The organism is Isoptericola sp. NPDC019693 (assembly GCF_044389085.1).
In the GTDB taxonomy this organism is placed as follows: Bacteria; Actinomycetota; Actinomycetes; order Actinomycetales; family Cellulomonadaceae; genus Isoptericola.
In genome coordinates this window covers 147,253-168,695 of the sequence record NZ_JBIRXP010000005.1, presented here as the reverse complement: position 1 = coordinate 168,695, position 21,443 = coordinate 147,253, and the positions used below count along the sequence as shown (strand labels likewise).

The following is a 21,443-nucleotide window of genomic DNA, read 5'->3' as shown; positions in this document are numbered from 1 at the left end:
CGATGTACGGGACGTTCCGGGACCACCTGGCGGGAGAGCTCGAGGCCATCGAGGCCGCCGGCCTGACCAAGCACGAGCGCGGCATCACCGGGCCGCAGGGGGCGCGCATCCGCGCCGACGGCGCCGAGCTGCTGAACTTCTGCGCCAACAACTACCTCGGGCTGGCCGACGACCCGCGCCTCGTCGCGGCGGCGCGCGACGCCCTCGACACGTGGGGCTACGGGCTGGCCAGCGTGCGGTTCATCTGCGGCACGCAGGACCAGCACCGCACCCTCGAGCAGCGGCTGGCGGGGTTCCTCGGCACGGACGACTCGATCCTGTTCTCGTCGTGCTTCGACGCCAACGGCGGGGTCTTCGAGACGCTGTTCGGCGCGGACGACGCGATCGTCTCGGACGCGCTCAACCACGCCTCGCTCATCGACGGCATCCGGCTGTCGAAGGCCGCACGGTTCCGCTACCGCAACCGCGACATGGCCGACCTGGAGGACCAGCTGCGCGCCGCCCGCGACGGTGGGGCGCGGCACGTCGTGATCGTCACCGACGGCGTGTTCTCGATGGACGGCTACCTCGCGCCGCTGCGCGAGATCTGCGACCTCGCCGACCGGTACTCCGCGCTCGTCCTGGTGGACGACTCGCACGCCGTCGGCTTCATGGGCGACCACGGCCGGGGCACCCCCGAGCTACTGGGGGTCGCGGACCGCGTGGACATCCTCACGGGCACCTTCGGCAAGGCGCTCGGCGGGGCGTCGGGCGGCTACGTCGCGGCGCACCAGGAGATCGTCGACCTGCTGCGGCAGCGGGCCCGCCCGTACCTGTTCTCGAACACGCTGGCTCCGACCATCGTGGCCGGCACCCTCACCGCGCTCGACCTCGTGGAGGGGTCCGGGGACCTGCGCGCCCGGCTGACCGAGAACGCCGCACTGTTCCGCCGTCTCATGACCGAGGCCGGCTTCGACCTGCTGCCGGGCGAGCACCCGATCGTGCCGGTGATGTTCGGCGACGCCGTGCTCGCCGCGAGGGTGGCGGCGGCGATGGGGGAGCGGGGCGTGTACGTCACGGCGTTCAGCTTCCCCGTGGTGCCCCGGGGCGAGGCCCGCATCCGCGTGCAGCTCTCCGCCGCGCACACGCCCGAGCAGGTGCGCGCGTGCGTCGACGCGTTCGTGGCGTCACGGGAGGCGGTCGCCGCGGGCTGACCCCGGGGCTACTTCAGCAGCCTCGACATGCGCCGGTCGGCGAGCACCTGCCCGCCGGTCTGGCAGGTGGCGCAGTACTGCAGCGACCGGTCGGCGAAGCTCACCTCCCGCACGACGTCGCCGCACACGGGGCACGCCTCTCCCGTGCGGCCGTGCACGCGCATGCCGGCGCGCTTGGCGTCCTTGAGCTCCTTGGCGGGCTTGCCCGACGACGCCGCGACGGCGTCGTGCAGGGTCGTGACGACCGCGTCGTGCAGCGCCGCGACCTCGTCCGGCGTGAACGAGCGGGTGAGCTTGAACGGCGAGACCCGCGCGACGTGCAGGATCTCGTCGGAGTAGGCGTTGCCGATCCCGGCGATCGCGCGCTGGTCGCGCAGCAGCCCCTTGACCTGCTGGTTCTTCTCCTGCATCAGCGCGGCGAGCGCCCCGGCCGTGAAGTCGTCCGAGAGCGGGTCCACCCCGAGCGTCGCGACCTGCTCCACCTCCTGCGGGTCGCGCACCACGTGCACCGCGAGACGCTTGCGGGTGCCCGCCTCGGTGAGGTCGAACCCCGCGCCGTCGTCGAGCCGCACGCGCAGCGCCAGCGCCGCCCCGCGCGAGGAGCCGCCCATCCGCGGGCGGACCGGCGTCGTGGGCGCCTGGTCGGACCAGCGCACCCAGCCGCCGCGCGACAGGTGGAACAGCAGGTGGAGCTCCTCGCCGTCCGCGCCGGCCGCGAGATCGAGCCACTTGCCGTGCCGGGTGACGCCGCGGACCTCCTGCCCGACGAGCGCGGTCACGGGCGGGTCGAACGTCTTGAGCGCGGCGATGGCCGCGACGTCGGCGGCGACGACGCGATGGCCGGTCGTACGAGCGTCGAGGAACTCCGCCAGCGCCTGCACCTCGGGAAGCTCGGGCATGGCGCCATGCTGCCAGCCGGGACCGACGCCGACCAGGGGAGTGGCACGTGGCGGCAGGCGGACGGCAGGACCGGGCGCCCGGGGAGGGCGGCGGGGACAGGGGCTCGGCGCCGCTAGGCTTGCCCCCATGTCGATCGTGTCCGCCCGCCAGCCCCAGGGCGACCTGCTCCGCCTGTCCCAGCTCTTCGTCCGCACCCTGCGCGAGGACCCGGCCGACGCCGAGGTCGCGAGCCACCGGCTGCTGGTCCGCGCCGGCTACATCCGGCGCGCGGCCCCCGGCATCTACTCCTGGCTGCCGCTCGGCCTGCGCGTGCTGGCGAAGATCGAGGCCGTGGTGCGCGAGGAGATGGACGCGATCGGCGCGCAGGAGGTGCACTTCCCGGCGCTGCTGCCGCGGGAGCCCTACGAGGCCACCGGCCGCTGGACCGAGTACGGCCCCAACCTCTTCCGGCTGCAGGACCGCAAGGAGGCCGACTACCTCCTCGCGCCCACGCACGAGGAGATGTTCACGCTGCTGGTGAAGGACCTGTACTCGTCGTACAAGGACCTGCCCCTCGCGCTGTACCAGATCCAGACGAAGTACCGCGACGAGGCCCGTCCCCGCGCCGGCCTCATCCGCGGTCGCGAGTTCATCATGAAGGACGCCTACTCCTTCGACGTCGACGACGAGGGCCTCGCCGCGGCCTACGAGCGCCAGCGCGGCGCGTACCAGCGCATCTTCGACCGGCTCGGGCTCGACTACGTCATCGTCTCCGCGACGTCCGGCGCGATGGGCGGCTCGCGGTCCGAGGAGTTCCTGTCCCCGTCGGCCATCGGCGAGGACACCTTCGTGCGCTCGCCGGGCGGCTACGCGGCCAACGTCGAGGCCGTCGTCACGACCGTGCCCGACGCGCTGCCGTACGACGACGCGCCCGCCGCGCACGTCGAGGACACCCCCGACACCCCGACCATCGACACGCTGGTGGCGTGCGCGAACGAGAAGCACCCGCGCCCCGACCGCGCGTGGACCGCCGCCGACACGCTGAAGAACGTCGTGCTGGCCGTCACCCACCCGGACGGCCGGCGCGAGCTGCTCGTCGTCGGGCTGCCCGGAGACCGGGAGGTCGACGTCAAGCGACTCGAGGCGTCGCTCACCCCCGCAGAGGCCGAGCCGGCCACCGAGGCGGACTTCGCCGCGCACCCCGAGCTCGTCAAGGGCTACATCGGCCCCGGCGTGCTGGGCCCGCAGGGCGCCCAGGTCGAGGCCGAGGACGGCTCGACGACGTCGGCGATCCGGTACCTCCTCGACCCGCGCGTGGTGCCCGGCACCCGGTGGATCACGGGGGCCGACGCCCCCGGACGGCACGTCTTCGACCTCGTGGCGGGCCGCGACTTCGTCGCCGACGGCACGATCGAGGCGGCCGAGGTCCGCGCCGGCGACCCGGCGCCCGACGGCTCCGGCCCGCTCGAGCTCGCTCGCGGCATCGAGATCGGCCACATCTTCCAGCTCGGGCGCAAGTACGCCGAGGCGCTCGACCTCAAGGTCCTGGACGTGAACGGCAAGGCCGTCACGGTGACGATGGGCTCCTACGGCATCGGCGTGACCCGCGCCCTCGCCGCGCTGGCCGAGGTCAACCACGACGACAAGGGCCTGGCGTGGCCGGCGCACGTCGCTCCCGCGCACGTGCACGTCGTCGCGACGGGCAAGGGCACGGAGGTGTTCGACGCCGCGGAGAAGCTCGCCACCGAGCTCGTCGACGCGGGCGTCGAGGTGGTCTACGACGACCGCCCCAAGGTGTCGCCCGGCGTCAAGTTCGCCGACGCGGAGCTGTTCGGGGTGCCGCTGATCGTGGTCGTCGGCCGCGGCCTCGCGGACGGCCTGGTGGAGGTGCGCCCGCGGGCCGGCGCGTCGGAGCAGGTCCCGGTGGCGGACGCCGCCCGGGTCGTGAGCGAGCGCGTCGCGGGCCTGCTCGCGCGCTGAGCCCCGCGGGGCTACGCGGCGGGCGCCTCGTCCCCGGCCTGCTCCGGCAGGCCGGGGAACGGCTCGGGCTCGGCGCCCCAGTCGTCCAGGGTGACGGCGGCGTCGACGAGCAGGTCGACGAGCACCGTGCGGGTCCCGGCCGCCGTCGTGCCCACGAGCGTCGCGTAGTCGGTGGCGAGGTCGTCCTCCAGGTCCAGCACCAGCGCCTTGTCGCCCTGGTCCGCGGCCCGCGGCACGGCGTAGGCGGCGCGCCGGGGGTCGTCCGCGGTGGCCTGCACGCCCGCGACGGCGGCCCACGCGTCCGCCCGCTGGCCGTGCACCGCGACCCGCTCGAGCAGCCGCTCGCGGGTCTCGCCCGCACCGATCGCCGCGCGCAGCTGCAGCGCGTACCTCGTCGCGTCCTCCGAGACGACGAGGGTGCTCAGGTCCTGGGGCGTCAGCCCCTCGGGCACCGTCCCGTCGTCCCCGCCCTCCGGTCCCGTGCCGTCGGGGTCGGTGGTCGGCTCCTCGGTCGCCGCGTCCGGCGTGGACGTGTCCGCCTCGGGCCGGCCGTCGCCCGTCGGCGTGGGCACGCGCGGGGTGGCCACGTCCGGCCCGGGGACGTCGGCCAGCGCGGCGAGGCGTTCTCCCGAGACGGTCTGCGCCGCGCCGACCGACGCGAGCAGGCGGGCCAGCGGGCCGTCCGTCGTCGTCCCGGCCGCGGTGCGCGAGCGGGCGGCCGCGTCGTCCAGCGCCTCCACGACGTCCGCCGGGGTGGCGCGGTCCCAGGTCGTCGACGGCGGGTCGGTCGGTGCGTCGGTGGCGAGCCCCGAGTCGTACTCGCCGCCCAGGGCGTCGGCCTGCTCGCGGGAGGCGGCGGCGATCCGCGTGAGCTCGGCGACGACGCGCTCGCGCGCCCGGGGCACCTCCTCGAGCGCGGCCTCGGCTCCGTCGGCCACGCGGAGCGCGTCCGAGACGGCGGTGCGGCGCACCAGCTCGAGGCTGTCGGGCACCGGCTCGCTCTCGGGCGGCGCCTCCAGCCGCACCCCGCACCCGGCCAGCAGGCCGACGGCGAGGAGCGCCCCCGCGGTGGAGGCCAGCCGCCGGCGCCGACCGACGGGCGGGGCGGCGACGATCACGCCGGTCACGCCGGTCACGCCGGCCGAGTCGTCGTCGGCGAGCCGGTCGGGGGCGGGCTGAGGTTCCATCGAGGCCGATGATGCCACGCGCGCGGCCCCGCCCGTGTGACGTTCCTCCACCTGGCGGAGGCGCCGCACGGCGCGGGGCAGCCCCGTCGTTCGTTACGCTGGTCGCTGCACACAACGACACACCGGCCGCGGGACGTCCCGGCGCGGGAGCACACGGCAGTCCACGACGTGACCCACGGGAGGCTAGGGATGGCAGCGCAGCACGGCCGCACGACGGCGGGCGGGGCGAAGGCCGAGGCGGTGCGGCGGGTCGTCACCCCGGCGGTGGACGGCGCGGGCCTGTACCTCGAGGACGTGGTGGTCACGCAGGCCGGCGCGAAGTCGGTCGTGCGCGTCACCGTGGACCTCCCGGAGGACGTGCTGGGCAGCCTCGACTCCGACACCCTCGGCGACGTCTCGCGCGCGATCTCCGCGGCGCTGGACGCCGACGACGTCGTGCCCGGCGCGTACACCCTCGAGATCTCGACGCCCGGCACCTCCCGGCCGCTCACGGAGCTGCGCCACTTCCGGCGCGCCCGCGGACGCCTCGTCGTGCTGCGGCTGCGCGCCGGCGGGACGACGTCGGGCCGGCTGGTGGAGGTCGAGGCCGGGGCGGGCGCGTCGGACGACGACGCGGTGCTGGTGCTGGAGGACGGCACCCGGGTCCCTGTCGCCGACGTGCGCCAGGGCAAGATCGAGGTCGAGCTGAAGCGTCTCGACGAGGCGTCGGGCACGACGGCCGACGAGACCGACACGGACACGGGCGCCGCCCGGGACGACACCACGGGCGCTGCCCGTCACGAGGAGGGCTGACGATGGACATCGACATGAGCACGCTTCGGCTGCTGGAGCGGGAGCGGGACATCAGCCTGGACGTCCTCGTGGCGGCGATCGAGCAGGCGCTGCTGTCGGCCTACCACCGCACGCCCGACGCCTACTCGCACGCGCGCGTCGAGGTGGACCGGAAGTCCGGCCACGTGGCCGTGTGGGCCCGCGAGGAGATCCGCACGCCGGACCCCGAGGACCCGGACGCGCGACCCACGATCGAGCTGGGGCCCGAGTTCGACGACACGCCCGCCGACTTCGGCCGCATCGCCACCGCGACGGCCCGCCAGGTGATCGTGCAGCGACTGCGCGACGCCGAGGACGACCAGGTGCTCGGCATGTTCCGCGGCAAGGAGGGCGAGGTCCTCGCCGGCGTCATCCAGCAGGGCCGCGACCCGCGCGTCGTCCTCGTGGACGTCGGCGGGACGGAGGCCGTCCTGCCGCCGCACGAGCAGGTGCCCACCGAGGAGTACGTGCACGGCGAGCGGCTGCGCGCCTACGTGGTCGAGGTGTCCCGCGGCATGAAGGGCGCCCAGGTGGTGCTGAGCCGCACGCACCCGGGTCTCGTGCGCAAGCTCTTCGAGCTCGAGGTCCCCGAGATCGCCGACGGGGCCGTCGAGATCACGGCGATCGCCCGCGAGGCCGGCCACCGCTCCAAGGTCGCCGTCCGGTCCAAGGTGGCCGGGCTGAACGCCAAGGGCGCCTGCATCGGCCCCATGGGCGCGCGCGTGCGCGCCGTCATGGCGGAGCTGCACGGGGAGAAGATCGACATCGTCGACCACAGCGACGACCCGGCGCGCTTCGTGGCCAACGCGCTCTCGCCCGCCCGTGTGACCTCGGTCACGGTGGTCGACGCCGACGCCAAGGCCGCGCGGGCCGTCGTGCCGGACTACCAGCTGTCCCTCGCGATCGGCAAGGAGGGGCAGAACGCCCGTCTCGCCGCGAAGCTGACGGGGTGGCGGATCGACATCCGCTCGGACGAGGGGGCGTCCGCCGGCGGCGCCGCCGGGGGCGACGACGCAGGTGGCGCCGCGGCGAGCCGCGGGGCCGAGGGCTGAGGTCGGTCACGGCACGTGGGTCGTCGCGCTAGACTGTCGGGGACCGGGCCACGCGCCCAGCTCCCGAACTCTCCTCGTACCCCTCCGGAAAGCTCCGGACCGGTACGGACGTGCGTCGGGTGCAGGGGGCGTGACCAGCGGTCCGCTCTTCTGCGGCTGGTGCTCGAGCCGTCGGGACGCGAGGAAGTCCTCGTGGTCGACGTGCGAGGGTGCCTGCCGGGGCGTGGCGCCTGGATCCATCCGACGTCCGCCTGCCTGGCGCTCGCCGAGCGTCGTCGGGCCGTGCCGCGCGCCCTGCGCGTCACGGGGCCCCTCGACCTCTCCGGCGTCCGGGAACACCTGGAGCGGCGAGACCGTTGAGTCCCTCCGGTCCGCACCGCCAGCCGGCGGCCGGACCATCGCGACCGAGCACGCTCGGCCGCACCCACCGAAGTCGACAAGGAAGCGGGTCAGAAGCCGATGGGCACCCGATGAGTTCCGTGCGATGAGTACTCAGTACTAACGACGGTCCTCCCTGTCTCGCAGGAGGGCCGAGACAGGAGAGTTGTGGCGAAGATCCGCGTTCACGAGCTGGCCAAGCAGCTCGGGGTGGAGAGCAAGACCCTGCTCGCCGACCTGAAGTCGGCGGGCGAGTTCGTCCGTTCGGCGTCCTCGACGCTCGAGGCACCGGTCGAGCGAGCCATGCGCGACAAGTACAAGGGCGCCTCCCCGGCGTCCTCGGGCGCGCCGGCCAAGGCCGCCGAGCCCCGGGCCGCGGCGCCCCGCGCCGAGCAGCCCGCTCCGGCGAAGCCCGCCCCCAAGCCCGCCGCCCAGAAGCCGGCCCCCGCGCCCCAGGCCGAGGCGCCCGCCGCCCCGGCGGCGGCCGCGGCACCCGCCCCGGCAGCGGCCGAGGCAGCGCCGGAGGCCCCGGCCAAGCCCGCCGCCCGCCCCGGTGCGCCGACCCCCGGTCCGCGCCCCGCGGCCCCCAAGCCGGCACCCGCCGCGCGCGAGCCGCGTGACGGTGGCCGCGACGGCGGTCGTGACGGTGGCCGCGACGGTGGCAAGGGCGGTCGCTCCCCGCGTCCGGGGAACAACCCGTTCGCGTCCAGCCAGGGCATGCCGCGCCAGGGCCAGCGCCCCGGCGGTGGCGGCCCGCGTCCGGGGAACAACCCGTTCGCGTCCAGCCAGGGCATGCCGCGCCCCGGCCAGCGCCCGGACCGCGGCGAGGCCGCGCCCGAGCGCTCCGGCGAGCGTCCCGGCGGCCCCCGTCCCGGCGGTCCCCGTCCGGGCGGCCCGCGCCCCGCGGCGCCGCGTCCCGGCGGCCCGCGCCCGAACCCGGGCATGATGCCGGGCCGTACCTCCATGCCGCGACCGGGCGAGCGCCCGGCGCCCTCGGGCGGCGGTCGTGGTGGCCGCGGCGGCGGTGGTGGCGGTGCCGGTGGCGGCGGTGGTTTCCGTCCCGGCGGTGGCGGCGGCTTCGGCGGCCGTCCCGGCGGCCGCGGAGGTGCCGGTCGCGGTTCCACGCAGGGTGCGTTCGGTCGCGCCGGTGGCCGTCCGGTCCGCGGGCGGAAGTCGAAGCGCGCGAAGCGGCAGGAGTTCGAGCAGATGCAGGCGCCGTCGCTCGGCGGCGTGCAGGTGCCCCGCGGCAACGGTTCGACCGTCGTCCGCCTGCGCCACGGCTCGTCGCTGAACGACTTCGCGGACAAGATCGACGCGAACCCCGCCAGCCTGGTCACGGTGCTGTTCCACCTCGGTGAGATGGCGACCGCGACGCAGTCGCTGGACGAGGACACGTTCGGCACGCTGGCCTCCGAGCTGGGCTACGTCATCGAGATGGTGTCGGCCGAGGAGGAGGACCGCGAGCTGCTCGGGGCCTTCGACATCGACCTCGACGCCGAGCTCGAGGGCGAGTCGGACGAGGACCTCATGCCGCGTCCGCCCGTCGTCACCGTCATGGGTCACGTCGACCACGGCAAGACGCGTCTTCTCGACGCGATCCGCCAGACCGACGTCGTCTCCGGCGAGGCCGGCGGCATCACCCAGCACATCGGTGCCTACCAGGTGCGCCGGGAGCACGAGGGCGTCGACCGTCCGATCACCTTCATCGACACCCCGGGTCACGAGGCGTTCACCGCCATGCGTGCCCGTGGTGCCCAGGTGACCGACATCGCGATCCTCGTGGTCGCCGCCGACGACGGCGTCATGCCGCAGACGGTGGAGGCGCTCAACCACGCCCAGGCGGCCAACGTGCCGATCGTGGTCGCGGTGAACAAGGTGGACAAGGAGGGGGCTAACCCCGACAAGATCCGCCAGCAGCTCACCGAGTACAACCTGGTGGCCGAGGAGTACGGCGGCGACACCATGTTCGTCGACGTCTCCGCCAAGCAGAACCAGGGCATCGACCAGCTCCTCGAGGCCGTCCTGCTCACCGCGGACGCCTCGCTGGACCTGCGGGCGAACCCGGACAAGGACGCGCGAGGCGTGGCCATCGAGGCCAACCTCGACAAGGGCCGCGGCGCCGTCGCGACCGTCCTCGTCCAGTCCGGCACGCTGCAGGTGGGCGACGCGATCGTCGCGGGCACGGCCCACGGCCGTGTGCGCGCCATGTTCGACGAGCACGGCGAGTCCGTGACCGAGGCGGGCCCGGCGCGTCCGGTGCTGGTGCTCGGCCTGGCGTCGGTGCCCAGCGCGGGTGACACCTTCCTGGTGGCTCCCGACGAGCGCACCGCCCGTCAGATCGCGGAGAAGCGCGAGGCCGCGGAGCGTGCCGCCACGCTGGCCAAGCGTCGCAAGCGGATCAGCCTCGAGGACTTCACGAAGGCCGTCGAGCAGGGCAAGGTCGAGACCCTCAACCTGGTCCTCAAGGGCGATGTCTCCGGTGCCGTCGAGGCCCTGGAGGACGCGCTGCTCAAGATCGACGTCGGCGAGGAGGTGCAGCTCCGCGTCATCCACCGCGGCGTCGGCGCCATCACGCAGAACGACGTCAACCTGGCCACCGTCGACAACGCGGTGATCATCGGCTTCAACGTGAAGTTCGGTGAGCGGGTCGAGGACCTGGCGGACCGCGAGGGCGTCGAGGTCAAGTTCTACTCGGTCATCTACCAGGCGATCGACGACGTCGAGGCGGCCCTCAAGGGCATGCTCAAGCCGGAGTACGAGGAGGCCCAGCTGGGCACCGCGGAGATCCGCCAGGTCTTCCGCTCCTCGAAGTTCGGCAACATCGCGGGCTCGATCGTCCGGTCGGGCACCATCCGCCGCAACACCAAGGCGCGCGTCCTGCGCAACGGCAAGATCGTCGGGGACGACCTCACGATCGAGTCGCTGCGCCGCGAGAAGGACGACGTCACCGAGGTCCGCGAGGGCTTCGAGTGCGGTATCGGCCTCGGGTCGTTCAACGACATCACCGAGGGTGACATCATCGAGACCTTCGAGATGCGCGAGAAGCCGCGCGCCTGACGGTCGCGCCGCAAGGAACGGACCCGACGGCGTCCCGCCCGCTTCGACAGGAGCAGGGCGGGGCGCCGTCGGCCTTGAGAGAGGAAGACACACATGCCCGGTCCCCAGGGCAACAACCGGCCCGAGAACCCGCGCGCCCGCAAGCTCGCGGACCGCATCAAGGAGATCGTCGCGCAGCTGCTCGACACGCGGATCAAGGATCCGCGCCTCGGCTTCGTCACCGTGACGGACGTGCGCGTCACCGGTGACCTGCAGAACGCCTCGGTGTTCTACACCGTGCTCGGCACGGACGAGGAGCGGGCGGGCACCGCCGCGGCGCTGGAGAGCGCCAAGGGCATGATCCGCTCCGAGGTCGGCAAGCAGACCGGCGTGCGCCTCACCCCGACCATCGAGTTCTTCCTGGACTCGATGCCGGAGAACGCGGCCCACCTGGACGCCGCGCTCATCGAGGCGCAGCGGCGGGACGCCGAGCTCGCCGCGCTGCGCGAGGGCAAGGGCTTCGCCGGCGACGAGGACCCGTACCGCAAGCCGCGCGAGGACGACGAGGTCGAGTGAGCCGCCCGGTGGGGAACGGCTCGGGGGAGCGCCCGCCCCGACGCCCGACCGCCCCGGACGGGTTCCTCGTCGTCGACAAGCCCGCCGGCTGGACCAGCCACGACGTCGTCGGGCGGTGCCGGCGCCTGGCGGGCACGCGCAAGGTGGGGCACGCGGGCACGCTCGACCCCATGGCGACGGGCGTGCTCGTCGTCGGGGTCGGGCGGGCCACCAAGCTCCTCACGTACGTGGTCGGCGCGGACAAGGCCTACGACGCGACGATCCGGCTCGGCGTCGCGACGACCACGGACGACGCCGAGGGCGAGGTCGTCGAGGCGGCCGGCGTCGGCGCGGGCGTCGACGCCGGGGACCTGGCGAGGGAGGTCGCGGCGCTGACGGGGGAGATCCGGCAGGTGCCGACCACGGTGAGCGCGATCAAGGTGGACGGCAAGCGTGCCTACGCCCGCGCCAGGGCGGGGGAGGACGTCGTCCTCGAGGCCAGGCCGGTCACCGTGAGCCGGTTCGAGGTGCTCGCCACGCGCACCGCGGCGACGGACGACGGCGTGGCCGTGCTCGACGTCGACGTCTCGGTGGTCGTGTCCTCGGGCACGTACGTCCGCGCCCTCGCCCGTGACCTGGGTGGCGCGCTCGGGACCGGCGGCCACCTCACCGCGCTGCGCCGCACGCGGGTGGGCGGCTACGAGCTGGCGGGCGCCAGCACCCTGGAGGAGCTCGAGGCCCAGGCCGACGCCGACGGCGTGCTGGCCACGCTGCCCCTCGCCGACGCAGCGCGGGCGACGTTCCCGGTGCGGGAGCTCTCCGCCGACGAGGCGCGCGCGCTCGGGTACGGGCAGTGGGTGGCCGCCAGCGGCGAGCGCGGCACGGTGGCGGCGATCGGTCCCGACGGCGCGCTCGTCGCGCTGCTGGAGGACACGCGCCGCCGGGGCGAGGCCCTGGCGAAGCCGGTGCTCGTCCTCGCCCCGGCCGGGAGCTGACCGGCCCGGCGGTGGGCCCGCGTGACGGAGCGGGCCGCGGCGTCGGTCTATCCTTGACGGTCGGCACCCGGCGCGGGTGCCGACGGCCGGCCATCGACGAGACGGAGCGCGACGCGTGCAGGTGTTCACGGACCTGGACCAGGTCCCCGACGGGTTCGGTCCGTCGGTCGTCACGATCGGCAACTTCGACGGCGTGCACCGCGGCCACCAGGCCGTGCTGGGGCGTCTGGTCGCCCTGGCGCGCGCGGACGACCGCCTCGCGGTGGCGCTGACCTTCGACCCGCACCCCGCGCAGGTGCACCGGCCCGAGACGGCCCCCGAGCTGCTGACCGGGCTGTCCGACCGCCTCGACCTCATGGCGCGCGCCGGCCTGGACGCCGCGCTGGTCGTCCCCTACACGCTCGACCTCGCCGCGCAGACGCCGGAGGAGTTCGTCACCCGCTACCTCGTCGACGGTCTCGGGGCACGCAGCGTCGTCGTCGGGCACGACGTCCGGTTCGGCAAGGGCAACGCCGGCACGCTCGCCACGATGGTCGAGCTCGGCGGCACGCACGGCTTCGAGGTCGTGGCGGTGGACGACGTCGGGGAGTGCGCCCCGGGCAGCGACGGGGCGCGTGAGCGCTGGTCGTCGTCGGCCGCACGCGCGCTCCTGGCCGAGGGCGACGTGGCGCAGGCCGCCGAGGTGCTCGGCCGCCCCCACCGTGTGCGCGGCACCGTGGTGCACGGCGACGCGCGGGGGCGCGAGCTCGGCTTCCCGACGGCGAACCTCGGGCACGCCGAGGGCATGGTCCCCGCCGACGGCGTGTACGCCGGCCGACTGCTGCGGCCCGCGGTCGCGCAGGAGGACCCGGCCGACCCCGACGCGGACCTGCCCGCCGCCATCTCCGTCGGCACGAACCCCACGTTCGACGGGGTGGAGCGCCGCGTGGAGGCCTACGTGCTCGACCGGGACGACCTGGACCTGTACGGGGAGACCGTCGTGCTGGAGCTGGTCGAGCGGCTGCGCCCGACGCTGCGCTTCGACGGTATCGAGCCGCTGGTCGAGCAGATGCACGCCGACGTCGCACGGGCGCGCGACATCCTGCGCTGACGGCGCACCCGGCGCCGGCGCGCCCGCAGCGGGTGAAAGCCCGCGCGGGCTGTCACACGGGGGCGCGGGCCCGCTCCCTCCTGGCGTGACGGACCGGGAACCCGGTCCGTGGGCCGCGGCGAACCGCGGACCCGTCGCGGCGCGCCACCGCCCTCCCTGATCTCGGCGGTGGTCGCGTCGCAGCGCGCCGTCCCGGGCCGCTCACCTCCCTGATCGACGGAGGCGGCCCGGGACCCGCCCCGCGCCGGGCGGCGCCCGGCGCCCGCTTCTCCCGAGAGGGGCAGAGCCATGGCGGCTCAGCAGACCACCGAGCAGGAAGCCCCCGAGCCCGGGCACGACCTCCACGCGGACCCGGTCGGCCGGACGGTGCGCGGCGTGCGTCACGGCGGCCAGGTCCGCCCGCGTCCCCGACCACGCCCACGACCCGACCCTGATCCGGGCTCGTCGCCGGCGCCCCTGCTGCACGAGACGGAGCTCGCCGTCCTGCGGGACATCCTCGAGGACCGCTTCGAGGCGACGACGTCGTTCGACTACCTCTTCCGCGGCCTGCGCGGGCGCTTCCCTGCTGCGCACCTGCCGGTCGGCGACGACGAAGACTCGCCCGAAGGCCCGCCCGACGGGCCGATCGGCGGGCCGACCGTGGACGCGGTCGTCGCGGCGCTGAAGAAGCTCGGCGCCGGGATGATCGAGCCGGCGGGTCCGCCGAACCCCGCGCTGGACTCCACGATCCCCGCGATCTACACCTACTGGGGTCAGTTCATCGACCACGACATCACCCTCAACACCAACGGGCCCGACGGCCCGCCGGCGCCGGGGGAGCGGCCCCGCCCCGGCGACCTCGTGCTCGGTGACATCGTCTCGGACCCGTTCACGGCCTTCCCGCCCGAGGTCGTGGTCCGCAGCCTGCACAACGGCCGGCACCCGTTCCTCAACCTCGACAGCCTGTACGGCAGCGGGCCCCGGTTCCCGGGCGAGCCCGGCCGAAGGACCACCCGCAGCGAGGCCGCCTACGCCACGACCGACCCGACCAAGCTCGCGCTCGGGCGGGTGGCGACGGCGGCGATCCCCGGGTTCGAGCTCGTCCCGCCGGGCGACGACCCGCAGCGCGACCTGCCGCGGTTCTCGTCCGAGGAGATCGCGGACCTCGACGTCCCCGAGGACGACCGGCCTGCCCCCGGGTCGGCGAAGATCCCGGACGGGCGCAACGACGAGAACCTCGTCGTGGCGCAGCTCCACCTGGGGTTCATCCGGTTCCACAACGCCGTCGTCGAGTGGGTCCGCCGCACCGAGCCGTGGCTCACGGTGGACGAGCGGGCGGTCTTCGACCGTGCCCAGCGGCTCACGCAGCACCACTACCAGTGGCTGGTCGTGCACGACTATCTGCGCACGCTGACCAAGCCGGGGGTGCTCGACGAGGTGCTCGTGGAGCCCTCCCTGCTGTTCCGGCCCCGCCGCAAGATCGCGATGCCGCTCGAGTTCGCGGTCGCGGCCTTCCGGTTCGGGCACTCGATGGTGCGGGGCGGCTACGACTTCAACCTCAACTTCGGGAAGGTCACCCCGCCGGCCGCGCCGCCACGGGCCGCGTTCGGGAGCCTGGTGCAGCTGTTCGAGTTCACCGGGGGCGGAGGCCTCGTGCCCACGGGAGCGCCTCCCGGCGAGGTGCTGCCGTCGAACTGGCCGATCGACTGGGCCCGGTTCGTCGACAAGGGCGACCCCGACCGCCGGCGCTCGGCGGCGAAGATCGACCCGTTCCTCGCCAACGGTCTGGCGACGATGCTCAAGGAGGGCAACGACCCGGGCCTGGCCCCGGGGGTGAGCGCCCTGCTCAAGCAGCTCGCGCAGCGGAACCTGATGCGCGGGTACTGGCTGTCCCTGCCCACCGGCGAGGCGGTGGCGCAGGCGCTGCACGTGCCGGTCCTGACCCCCGAGCAGCTCACCCGGGGTGCGTCGCAGGACGTCGTGGACGCCCTGGCGGAGCTCGACGGCACGCCGCTGTGGTACTACGTGCTCAAGGAGGCGGAGATCCAGGGGAACGGCAACTTCCTCGGCGACGTCGGCAGCCGGATCCTGTGCGAGACCTTCGTCTACCTGCTCCGGGCCGACGAGACCTCGATCCTCAACGAGGAGTGGACCCCCGCGCAGGGGGTGCGGGTCGACGGCGGGAAGATGATCACGACGATCGGCGACCTGCTCCGGTTCGCCGGTGTCCTGACGCTCGACGACGGCACGACGTTCCGCCAGGTCGACGGGCGTCCGGCCGGCCAGGACGGGGACTGAGCCGCCCGCCGTTGTGCGGTGGCACACGTCGCGCCGCCCGCCGGGCTCCGGCGGGCGGCGCGCTGGTAGCATGGTGGGGCCGTACGAACGGCCGCGGATCCAGAGCGCCCCGGTGAACGAGTCCCGGAGCACCGCGCAACGACACCGAAGGAGAGCCATGCCGCTCGACGCTGCCACCAAGCAGTCCATCATCACCGAGTACGCCACTCACGAGGGCGACACCGGCTCGCCCGAGGTGCAGATCGCGCTCCTCACGCAGCGCATCAACGACCTGAACGAGCACCTCAAGGAGCACAAGCACGACCACCACTCGCGTCGTGGCCTGCTGCTCCTCGTCGGCCAGCGCCGCCGCCTGCAGGCCTACCTGCAGAAGGTCGACATCGAGCGCTACCGCGCGCTGATCCAGCGCCTCGGCCTGCGCCGCTGACTCTGCCGACCAGCCCGGTCACCCTCGCGGGGGCCGGGCTGGTCTGGTGTGATGTCCCTGTCATAACCACCATCGCGCCGCCGGATCCTCGTCCGGTCCTCGGTAGTGGCCTCCCGAACCGCCCGGCTCCCGGGCAGGCTCCGTGGGCCTCGATCGAAGACCGCCGAGCCGCGGCGGCGCCCTCGAGATCAAGGAGGGCACCCGTGGAGGGTCCCGAGATCCAGTTCGCCGAGGCCGTCATCGACAACGGCCGCTTCGGCACCCGCACCGTCCGCTTCGAGACGGGCCGCCTCGCCCGCCAGGCCGCCGGCTCCGTCGCCGCGTACCTGGACGGCGAGACGATGCTGCTGTCGGCCACGACGGCCGGCAAGCACCCCAAGGACCAGTTCGACTTCTTCCCGCTGACGGTGGACGTCGAGGAGCGGCAGTACGCCGCCGGCAAGATCCCCGGCTCGTTCTTCCGTCGCGAGGGCCGCCCCTCGACGGAGGCGATCCTGGCCTGCCGCCTCATCGACCGCCCGCTGCGCCCGCTGTTCGTCAAGGGCCTGCGCAACGAGGTCCAGGTCGTCATCGACGTCCTGGCCATCCACCCGGACGACGCCTACGACGTGCTGGCGATCAACGCCGCGTCGGCGTCCACGCAGATCTCCGGCCTGCCGTTCTCCGGCCCGGTCGCCGGCGTGCGCGTCGCGCTGATCGACGGCCAGTGGGTCGCGTTCCCGAAGTACTCGGACCTCGAGCGCGCCGTCTTCAACATGGTCGTGGCCGGCCGCATCGTGGGCGACGACGTCGCCATCGCGATGATCGAGGCCGAGGCGACCGACGACGCCTGGAAGCTCATCAAGACCGAGGGCGTCGCCGCTCCCACCGAGGAGGTCGTCGCCCAGGGCATCGAGGCGTCGAAGCCGTTCCTCAAGGCCCTGTGCGAGGCCCAGGCCTCGCTCGCCGCCCAGGCGGCCAAGGAGGTCAAGGACTACCCGGTCTTCCTCGACTACCAGGACGACGCGTTCGCCGCCGTCGAGGACGAGGTCTCCACGACGCTGCGCGACGCGCTCGCGATCGCGGACAAGCAGGACCGCGAGAACCGCCTGGACGAGCTCAAGGAGGGCCTGCTCGGCGCGCTCGGCGAGCGCTTCGAGGGCCGCGAGAAGGAGCTGTCGGCCGCGTACCGCGCGCTGCAGAAGAAGCTCATCCGCCAGCGCGTCCTCACCGAGGGTGTGCGCATCGACGGTCGTGGGCTCGCGGACATCCGCACCCTGTCGGCCGAGGTCGAGGTCATCCCGCGCGTGCACGGCTCCGCCCTGTTCGAGCGCGGCGAGACCCAGATCCTGGGCGTCACCACGCTGAACATGCTGCGCATGGAGCAGCAGATCGACTCCCTCGGGCCGGTCACGCGCAAGCGCTACATGCACAACTACAACTTCCCGCCGTTCTCCACGGGCGAGACGGGCCGCGTCGGCAGCCCGAAGCGCCGCGAGATCGGCCACGGCGCGCTGGCCGAGCGGGCCCTCGTGCCCGTGCTGCCCTCGCGCGAGGAGTTCCCCTACGCGATCCGCCAGGTCTCCGAGGCGCTGGGCTCGAACGGCTCGACCTCGATGGGCTCCGTCTGCGCCTCGACGCTTTCGCTGCTCAACGCGGGCGTCCCGCTGAAGGCGCCGGTCGCGGGCATCGCGATGGGCCTCATCTCCGACACCGTCGACGGTGAGACCCGCTACGCCGCCCTGACCGACATCCTGGGCGCGGAGGACGCGTTCGGTGACATGGACTTCAAGGTCGCCGGCACCAGCGAGTTCGTCACGGCCATCCAGCTCGACACCAAGCTCGACGGCATCCCGGCGTCGGTCCTGGCCGGCGCGCTGACCCAGGCCCGCGACGCGCGCCTGACCATCCTCGAGGTGCTCGCCGAGGCGATCGACGTGCCCGACGAGATGTCCCCGAACGCCCCGCGCGTCATCTCCGTGAAGGTGCCGGTCGACAAGATCGGCGAGGTCATCGGGCCCAAGGGCAAGATGATCAACCAGATCCAGGAGGAGACGGGCGCGGACATCTCCATCGAGGACGACGGCACCGTCTACATCGGCGCCACCGACGGCCCCTCGGCCGAGGCCGCCCGCGCGGCGATCAACGCGATCGCCAACCCGCACGTCCCCGAGGTGGGCGAGCGCTTCGTCGGCACCGTCGTCAAGACGACGTCGTTCGGCGCGTTCATCTCCCTCTCGCCGGGCAAGGACGGTCTGCTGCACATCAGCCAGATCCGCAAGCTCGTGGGCGGCAAGCGCGTCGAGAACGTCGACGACGTGCTGTCCGTGGGCCAGAAGGTCCAGGTCGAGATCGGTGAGATCGACCCGCGCGGCAAGCTCTCGCTCGTCGCGGTGACCGAGGACGAGAAGGCGGACGAGTCCGCCGAGGCCAGCGCCGACGCACCCGCGGAGGCCTGACGCTCTGATGTCCTGGCACCTCCCGCTCGTCCCCGCGGGCGAGCCCGGTGCCGACCTGACCGCCGGGCAGGACGGTGCGACGATCCGTCGCACCGTCCTGCCCGGCGGTGTTCGTGTGCTCACCGAGACGATGCCGGGCCTGCGCTCGGCCACGGTGGGCGCCTGGGTCGGCGTGGGCTCGCGCGACGAGACCGACGGGCACTTCGGCTCCACGCACTTCCTCGAGCACCTGCTGTTCAAGGGCACGCCCCGCCGCTCGGCGATGGACATCGCCGAGGCGTTCGACGCGGTCGGGGGCGAGGCCAACGCCGCCACGGGCAAGGAGCACACCTGCTACTACGCACGGGTGCTCGACGCCGACCTGCCGATGGCGGTCGACGTCATCGCCGACATGGTCACCTCGGCGCGCCTCGACGAGGGCGAGCTCGAGACCGAGCGCGGCGTCATCCTCGAAGAGCTCGCGATGAACGACGACGACCCCGGCGACGTCGTGCACGAGGAGTTCTCCGCCGCGGTGCTCGGCACGCACCCGCTGGGCCGGCCGATCGGCGGCACGCCGGACACGATCCGCGCCGTGCCCCGCGACGCCGTGTGGGAGCACTACCGGTGGCACTACCGGCCCGAGACCCTCGTGGTCTCCGCCGCGGGCGGCGTCGACCACGACGCGCTCGTCGCGCAGGTCGCCGACGCGCTGACGACCGGCGGCTGGGACCTGCCCGCCGCGGCCGCACCGCGCGACCGGCGGCCGACCGCCGCGGACCCGGTCGGCGTGCCCACCGAGGGTGTCGAGCTCACCGTGCGGCGCCAGGTGGAGCAGGCGAACGTCATCGTGGGGTCCACGGGCCTCGCGGCCACCGACGACCGCCGCTTCACGCTGTCCGTGCTCAACGCCGTCCTCGGCGGCGGCATGTCCTCGCGCCTCTTCCAGGAGGTGCGCGAACGGCGCGGCCTGGCGTACACCACGTACTCCTTCGCCTCCGGGCACGGCGGGCTCGGCACCTTCGGCCTGTACGCGGGCTGCTCGCCCGCCAAGGTCGACCAGGTCACCGAGCTGCTCGTCGCCGAGCTGGAGCGGATGGCGAGCGAGCCCATCACGGCGGCCGAGCTGGAGCGCAGCATCGGGCAGCTCTCGGGCGGGCTGGTGCTGGGGCTCGAGGACTCCGGGTCGCGGATGAGCCGCCTCGGCAAGGCCGAGCTGGTGTACGGCGAGCTGCTGACGCTGGAGGAGTCGCTGGAGCGGGTCCGCGCCGTGACCGCCGACGACGTGCGCGAGCTCGCCGCCGACCTGGCCGCGCGGCCGCGGTCGGTGGTCCGCGTCGGACCGTTCGGCGACTGAGGGCCGCGCGTCGGCCCACGACCTACGAGATCGGAGACCAGATCCCTATGAGCAAGACCCTCAGGGTGGCCGTGCTCGGCGCGGCGGGGCGCATGGGCGCCACCGTGTGCCGGGCCGTCGAGGAGGCCGACGGCCTCGAGCTCGTCGCCCGCCTCGACGCCGGCGACGCGGTGGACGCCGACAGCCTGGCCGGCGCCGACGTCGCGGTGGACTTCACCGTGCCGTCCGCCACGGAGGCGAACGTGCACGCGGTGCTCGACGCCGGCGCGCACGCCGTGGTCGGGACCACCGGCTGGGACGACGCGTCGCGCGGGCGCGTGACGGAGCACCTGGAGCGCGTGAACGCCGCTCGGGCGACGGCCGGCCGGGACGGGCTCGGCGTCCTCATCGCCCCGAACTTCGGCCTCTCGGCCGTGCTGGCGATGACCTTCGCCGCCAAGGCGGCGCGGTACTTCGAGTCCGCCGAGGTGGTCGAGCTGCACCACCCCGACAAGGTGGACGCCCCGTCGGGCACGGCGCGGCACACGGCCGCGGCGATCGCCCGGGCGCGCGGGGAGGCGGGCCTGCCCGCGGTGCCCGACGCGACCGAGTCGGGCGAGGAGGCGCGCGGCGCCGACATCGACGGCGTGCGCGTGCACGCCGTGCGGCTGCGCGGCCTCGTGGCGCACGAGGAGATCCTCTTCGGCAACGTCGGCGAGCAGCTGACCATCCGCCAGGACTCGTTCGACCGGGTCTCCTTCATGCCTGGCGTGCTGCTCGCGGTGCGCGAGGTCGTCTCCCGGCCGGGGCTGACGGTGGGCCTCGAGAACGTGCTGGACCTGTCGTGAGCGACGCGCCGCGCCGGCGGCTGCCGCGGGGGCTCGCGGGGGCGGTCGCCGTCACCGCGCTGCTCGCGCTGTACATCTGGCAGATCGCCGGTCGCGGCGTGTCGATGATCGGCACGGGCGAGCCGGTGCTGGTCGCCATCGGCCTGGCCGTGCTGGTCATCCCGCTGCTCGTCATCGTGCTCATCGCCCGCGAGTACCGCCTCGCGACGCGGGTGCAGCACATGGCCGACACGCTCGCGGCCGCGGGCGAGCTCCCGGTGGACGACCTGCCGCGCTCGCCCGGCGGCCGCGTGGACCGCGCCGCGGCCGACGCCGCGTTCGAGGAGCGCCGCGAGGCCGCGGAGCGCGACCCGGACGACTGGAAGGTCTGGTACCACCTGGCGTTCGCCTACGACGCCGCGGGCGACCGCCGCCGGGCCCGCGAGATGCTGCGCAGGGCGGCGTCGATGTTCAGGCCGGGCGCGACGTCCTGAGCCGGCCGCCGGTGGCGCTCGCGAGCCCCGCCGGCGGTTCCAGCGGCGAGAGCCGCGCCCAGCAGTACAGCCCGTGGCGCACCTGGCGCGCACGGTCGGCCAGCCCGCCCAGCGCGACCAGCGCGGGGGCGAACCGGTCGGGCGCGGGAGGGGACGCTCCGGTGGCCGTCCGCCACGAGCGCGCGACGGCGACCAGCCGGTCCGGGGCCGCCGCGGCCAGCGCCTCCGCGAGCTCGTCCGAGACGGCCACGACCCACGGCCCCTCGTCGGCGCCGTCCACCAGCGCGCCGTGCCGCGGGTGGGCGGTGACCTCCGCGTACGGCCGCGCGCACAGGGCTTCCGCGACCCGCCCCAGCATCACGAACGGTTCCACGGCCGGCAGGCGCACCGTGTCGAAGAGCGGCCGGCCCGAGCCGCGTGCCAGCACCGACGGCCCGGCGTCCTGGTGGACCACCGTCGCGGCCACGGCGTCGGTCGGCGCGGCGAAGTAGTCGGTCACGAGCGGCGTAG

General features: G+C 74.3%; 18 protein-coding genes. 15 read left to right on the top strand and 3 right to left on the bottom strand.

The features are described from left to right. Positions 1-2 precede the first annotated feature (2 nt). Positions 3-1,193, top strand: coding sequence for a glycine C-acetyltransferase (locus ACH436_RS15885; protein WP_430561339.1), 1,191 nt, complete (start codon positions 3-5; stop codon positions 1,191-1,193). A gap of 8 nt (positions 1,194-1,201) precedes the next feature. Here the strand turns inward: ACH436_RS15885 and ACH436_RS15880 are convergent, their stop codons facing one another. Continuing rightward, positions 1,202-2,092 (bottom strand): Fpg/Nei family DNA glycosylase, encoded by an 891-nt coding sequence (locus ACH436_RS15880; protein ID WP_430561169.1) that lies wholly within the window; start codon positions 2,090-2,092, stop codon positions 1,202-1,204. Between the two features lie 127 nt (positions 2,093-2,219). On the opposite strand from ACH436_RS15880, the gene ACH436_RS15875 reads away from it, so the two are divergent. Continuing rightward, entirely contained in the window at positions 2,220-4,052 is a 1,833-nt protein-coding gene (locus ACH436_RS15875) for a proline--tRNA ligase (protein ID WP_430561168.1), read from the top strand. A gap of 11 nt (positions 4,053-4,063) precedes the next feature. Here ACH436_RS15875 and ACH436_RS15870 read toward each other — a convergent pair whose 3' ends face one another. After that, entirely contained in the window at positions 4,064-5,239 is a 1,176-nt protein-coding gene (locus ACH436_RS15870; protein WP_430561167.1) for a DUF4439 domain-containing protein, read from the bottom strand. Positions 5,240-5,428: 189 nt separating this feature from the next. Here ACH436_RS15870 and rimP point away from each other — a divergent pair, with 189 nt between their 5' ends. The 13 genes from rimP to ACH436_RS15805 all read left to right on the top strand — a co-directional run bounded on the left by rimP (position 5,429) and on the right by ACH436_RS15805 (position 20,933). Next, a complete protein-coding gene (rimP, locus tag ACH436_RS15865) occupies positions 5,429-6,031 on the top strand; it encodes a ribosome maturation factor RimP (RefSeq protein WP_430561166.1) in 603 nt (200 codons plus the stop codon). Positions 6,032-6,033: 2 nt separating this feature from the next. Further along, positions 6,034-7,101: a transcription termination factor NusA gene (gene nusA / locus ACH436_RS15860; protein ID WP_430561165.1), complete on the top strand. Its 1,068-nt coding sequence runs from the start codon at positions 6,034-6,036 to the stop codon at positions 7,099-7,101. A gap of 15 nt (positions 7,102-7,116) precedes the next feature. Then, positions 7,117-7,461 carry a YlxR family protein gene (locus ACH436_RS15855; RefSeq protein WP_430561164.1) on the top strand — a complete coding sequence of 115 codons (345 nt, stop codon included), beginning with the start codon at positions 7,117-7,119 and terminating at the stop codon, positions 7,459-7,461. A gap of 186 nt (positions 7,462-7,647) precedes the next feature. Then, positions 7,648-10,536, top strand: coding sequence for a translation initiation factor IF-2 (gene infB, locus ACH436_RS15850; protein ID WP_430561163.1), 2,889 nt, complete (start codon positions 7,648-7,650; stop codon positions 10,534-10,536). Positions 10,537-10,629: 93 nt separating this feature from the next. Beyond that, complete coding sequence (gene rbfA, locus ACH436_RS15845) at positions 10,630-11,091, top strand: 30S ribosome-binding factor RbfA (RefSeq protein WP_430561162.1); 462 nt, start codon at positions 10,630-10,632, stop codon at positions 11,089-11,091. Continuing rightward, a complete protein-coding gene (gene truB, locus ACH436_RS15840) occupies positions 11,088-12,065 on the top strand; it encodes a tRNA pseudouridine(55) synthase TruB (protein ID WP_430561161.1) in 978 nt (325 codons plus the stop codon). The genes rbfA and truB overlap by 4 nt, the downstream gene beginning before the upstream one ends. 115 nt (positions 12,066-12,180) lie before the next feature. Beyond that, positions 12,181-13,155: a bifunctional riboflavin kinase/FAD synthetase gene (locus tag ACH436_RS15835; protein ID WP_430561160.1), complete on the top strand. Its 975-nt coding sequence runs from the start codon at positions 12,181-12,183 to the stop codon at positions 13,153-13,155. Between the two features lie 288 nt (positions 13,156-13,443). Further along, on the top strand, positions 13,444-15,432 hold the full coding sequence (locus ACH436_RS15830) for a heme peroxidase family protein (RefSeq protein ID WP_430561159.1): 1,989 nt from the start codon (positions 13,444-13,446) through the stop codon (positions 15,430-15,432). 157 nt (positions 15,433-15,589) lie between these two features. Further along, positions 15,590-15,859, top strand: a complete 270-nt coding sequence (gene rpsO, locus ACH436_RS15825) for a 30S ribosomal protein S15 (protein WP_429728443.1) — start codon at positions 15,590-15,592, stop codon at positions 15,857-15,859. Positions 15,860-16,062: 203 nt separating this feature from the next. Then, positions 16,063-18,297: a polyribonucleotide nucleotidyltransferase gene (locus tag ACH436_RS15820; protein ID WP_430561158.1), complete on the top strand. Its 2,235-nt coding sequence runs from the start codon at positions 16,063-16,065 to the stop codon at positions 18,295-18,297. A 7-nt stretch (positions 18,298-18,304) separates the two neighbouring features. Further along, complete coding sequence (locus ACH436_RS15815; protein WP_430561157.1) at positions 18,305-19,633, top strand: M16 family metallopeptidase; 1,329 nt, start codon at positions 18,305-18,307, stop codon at positions 19,631-19,633. Positions 19,634-19,680: 47 nt separating this feature from the next. Next, positions 19,681-20,460, top strand: coding sequence for a 4-hydroxy-tetrahydrodipicolinate reductase (gene dapB, locus ACH436_RS15810; RefSeq protein WP_430561156.1), 780 nt, complete (start codon positions 19,681-19,683; stop codon positions 20,458-20,460). Next, complete coding sequence (locus ACH436_RS15805; RefSeq protein ID WP_430561155.1) at positions 20,457-20,933, top strand: tetratricopeptide repeat protein; 477 nt, start codon at positions 20,457-20,459, stop codon at positions 20,931-20,933. The genes dapB and ACH436_RS15805 overlap by 4 nt, the downstream gene beginning before the upstream one ends. Here the strand turns inward: ACH436_RS15805 and ACH436_RS15800 are convergent. Then, positions 20,911-21,432, bottom strand: coding sequence for a hypothetical protein (locus tag ACH436_RS15800; protein WP_430561154.1), 522 nt, complete (start codon positions 21,430-21,432; stop codon positions 20,911-20,913). The genes ACH436_RS15805 and ACH436_RS15800 overlap by 23 nt on opposite strands. Between the last annotated feature and the right edge of the window lie 11 nt (positions 21,433-21,443).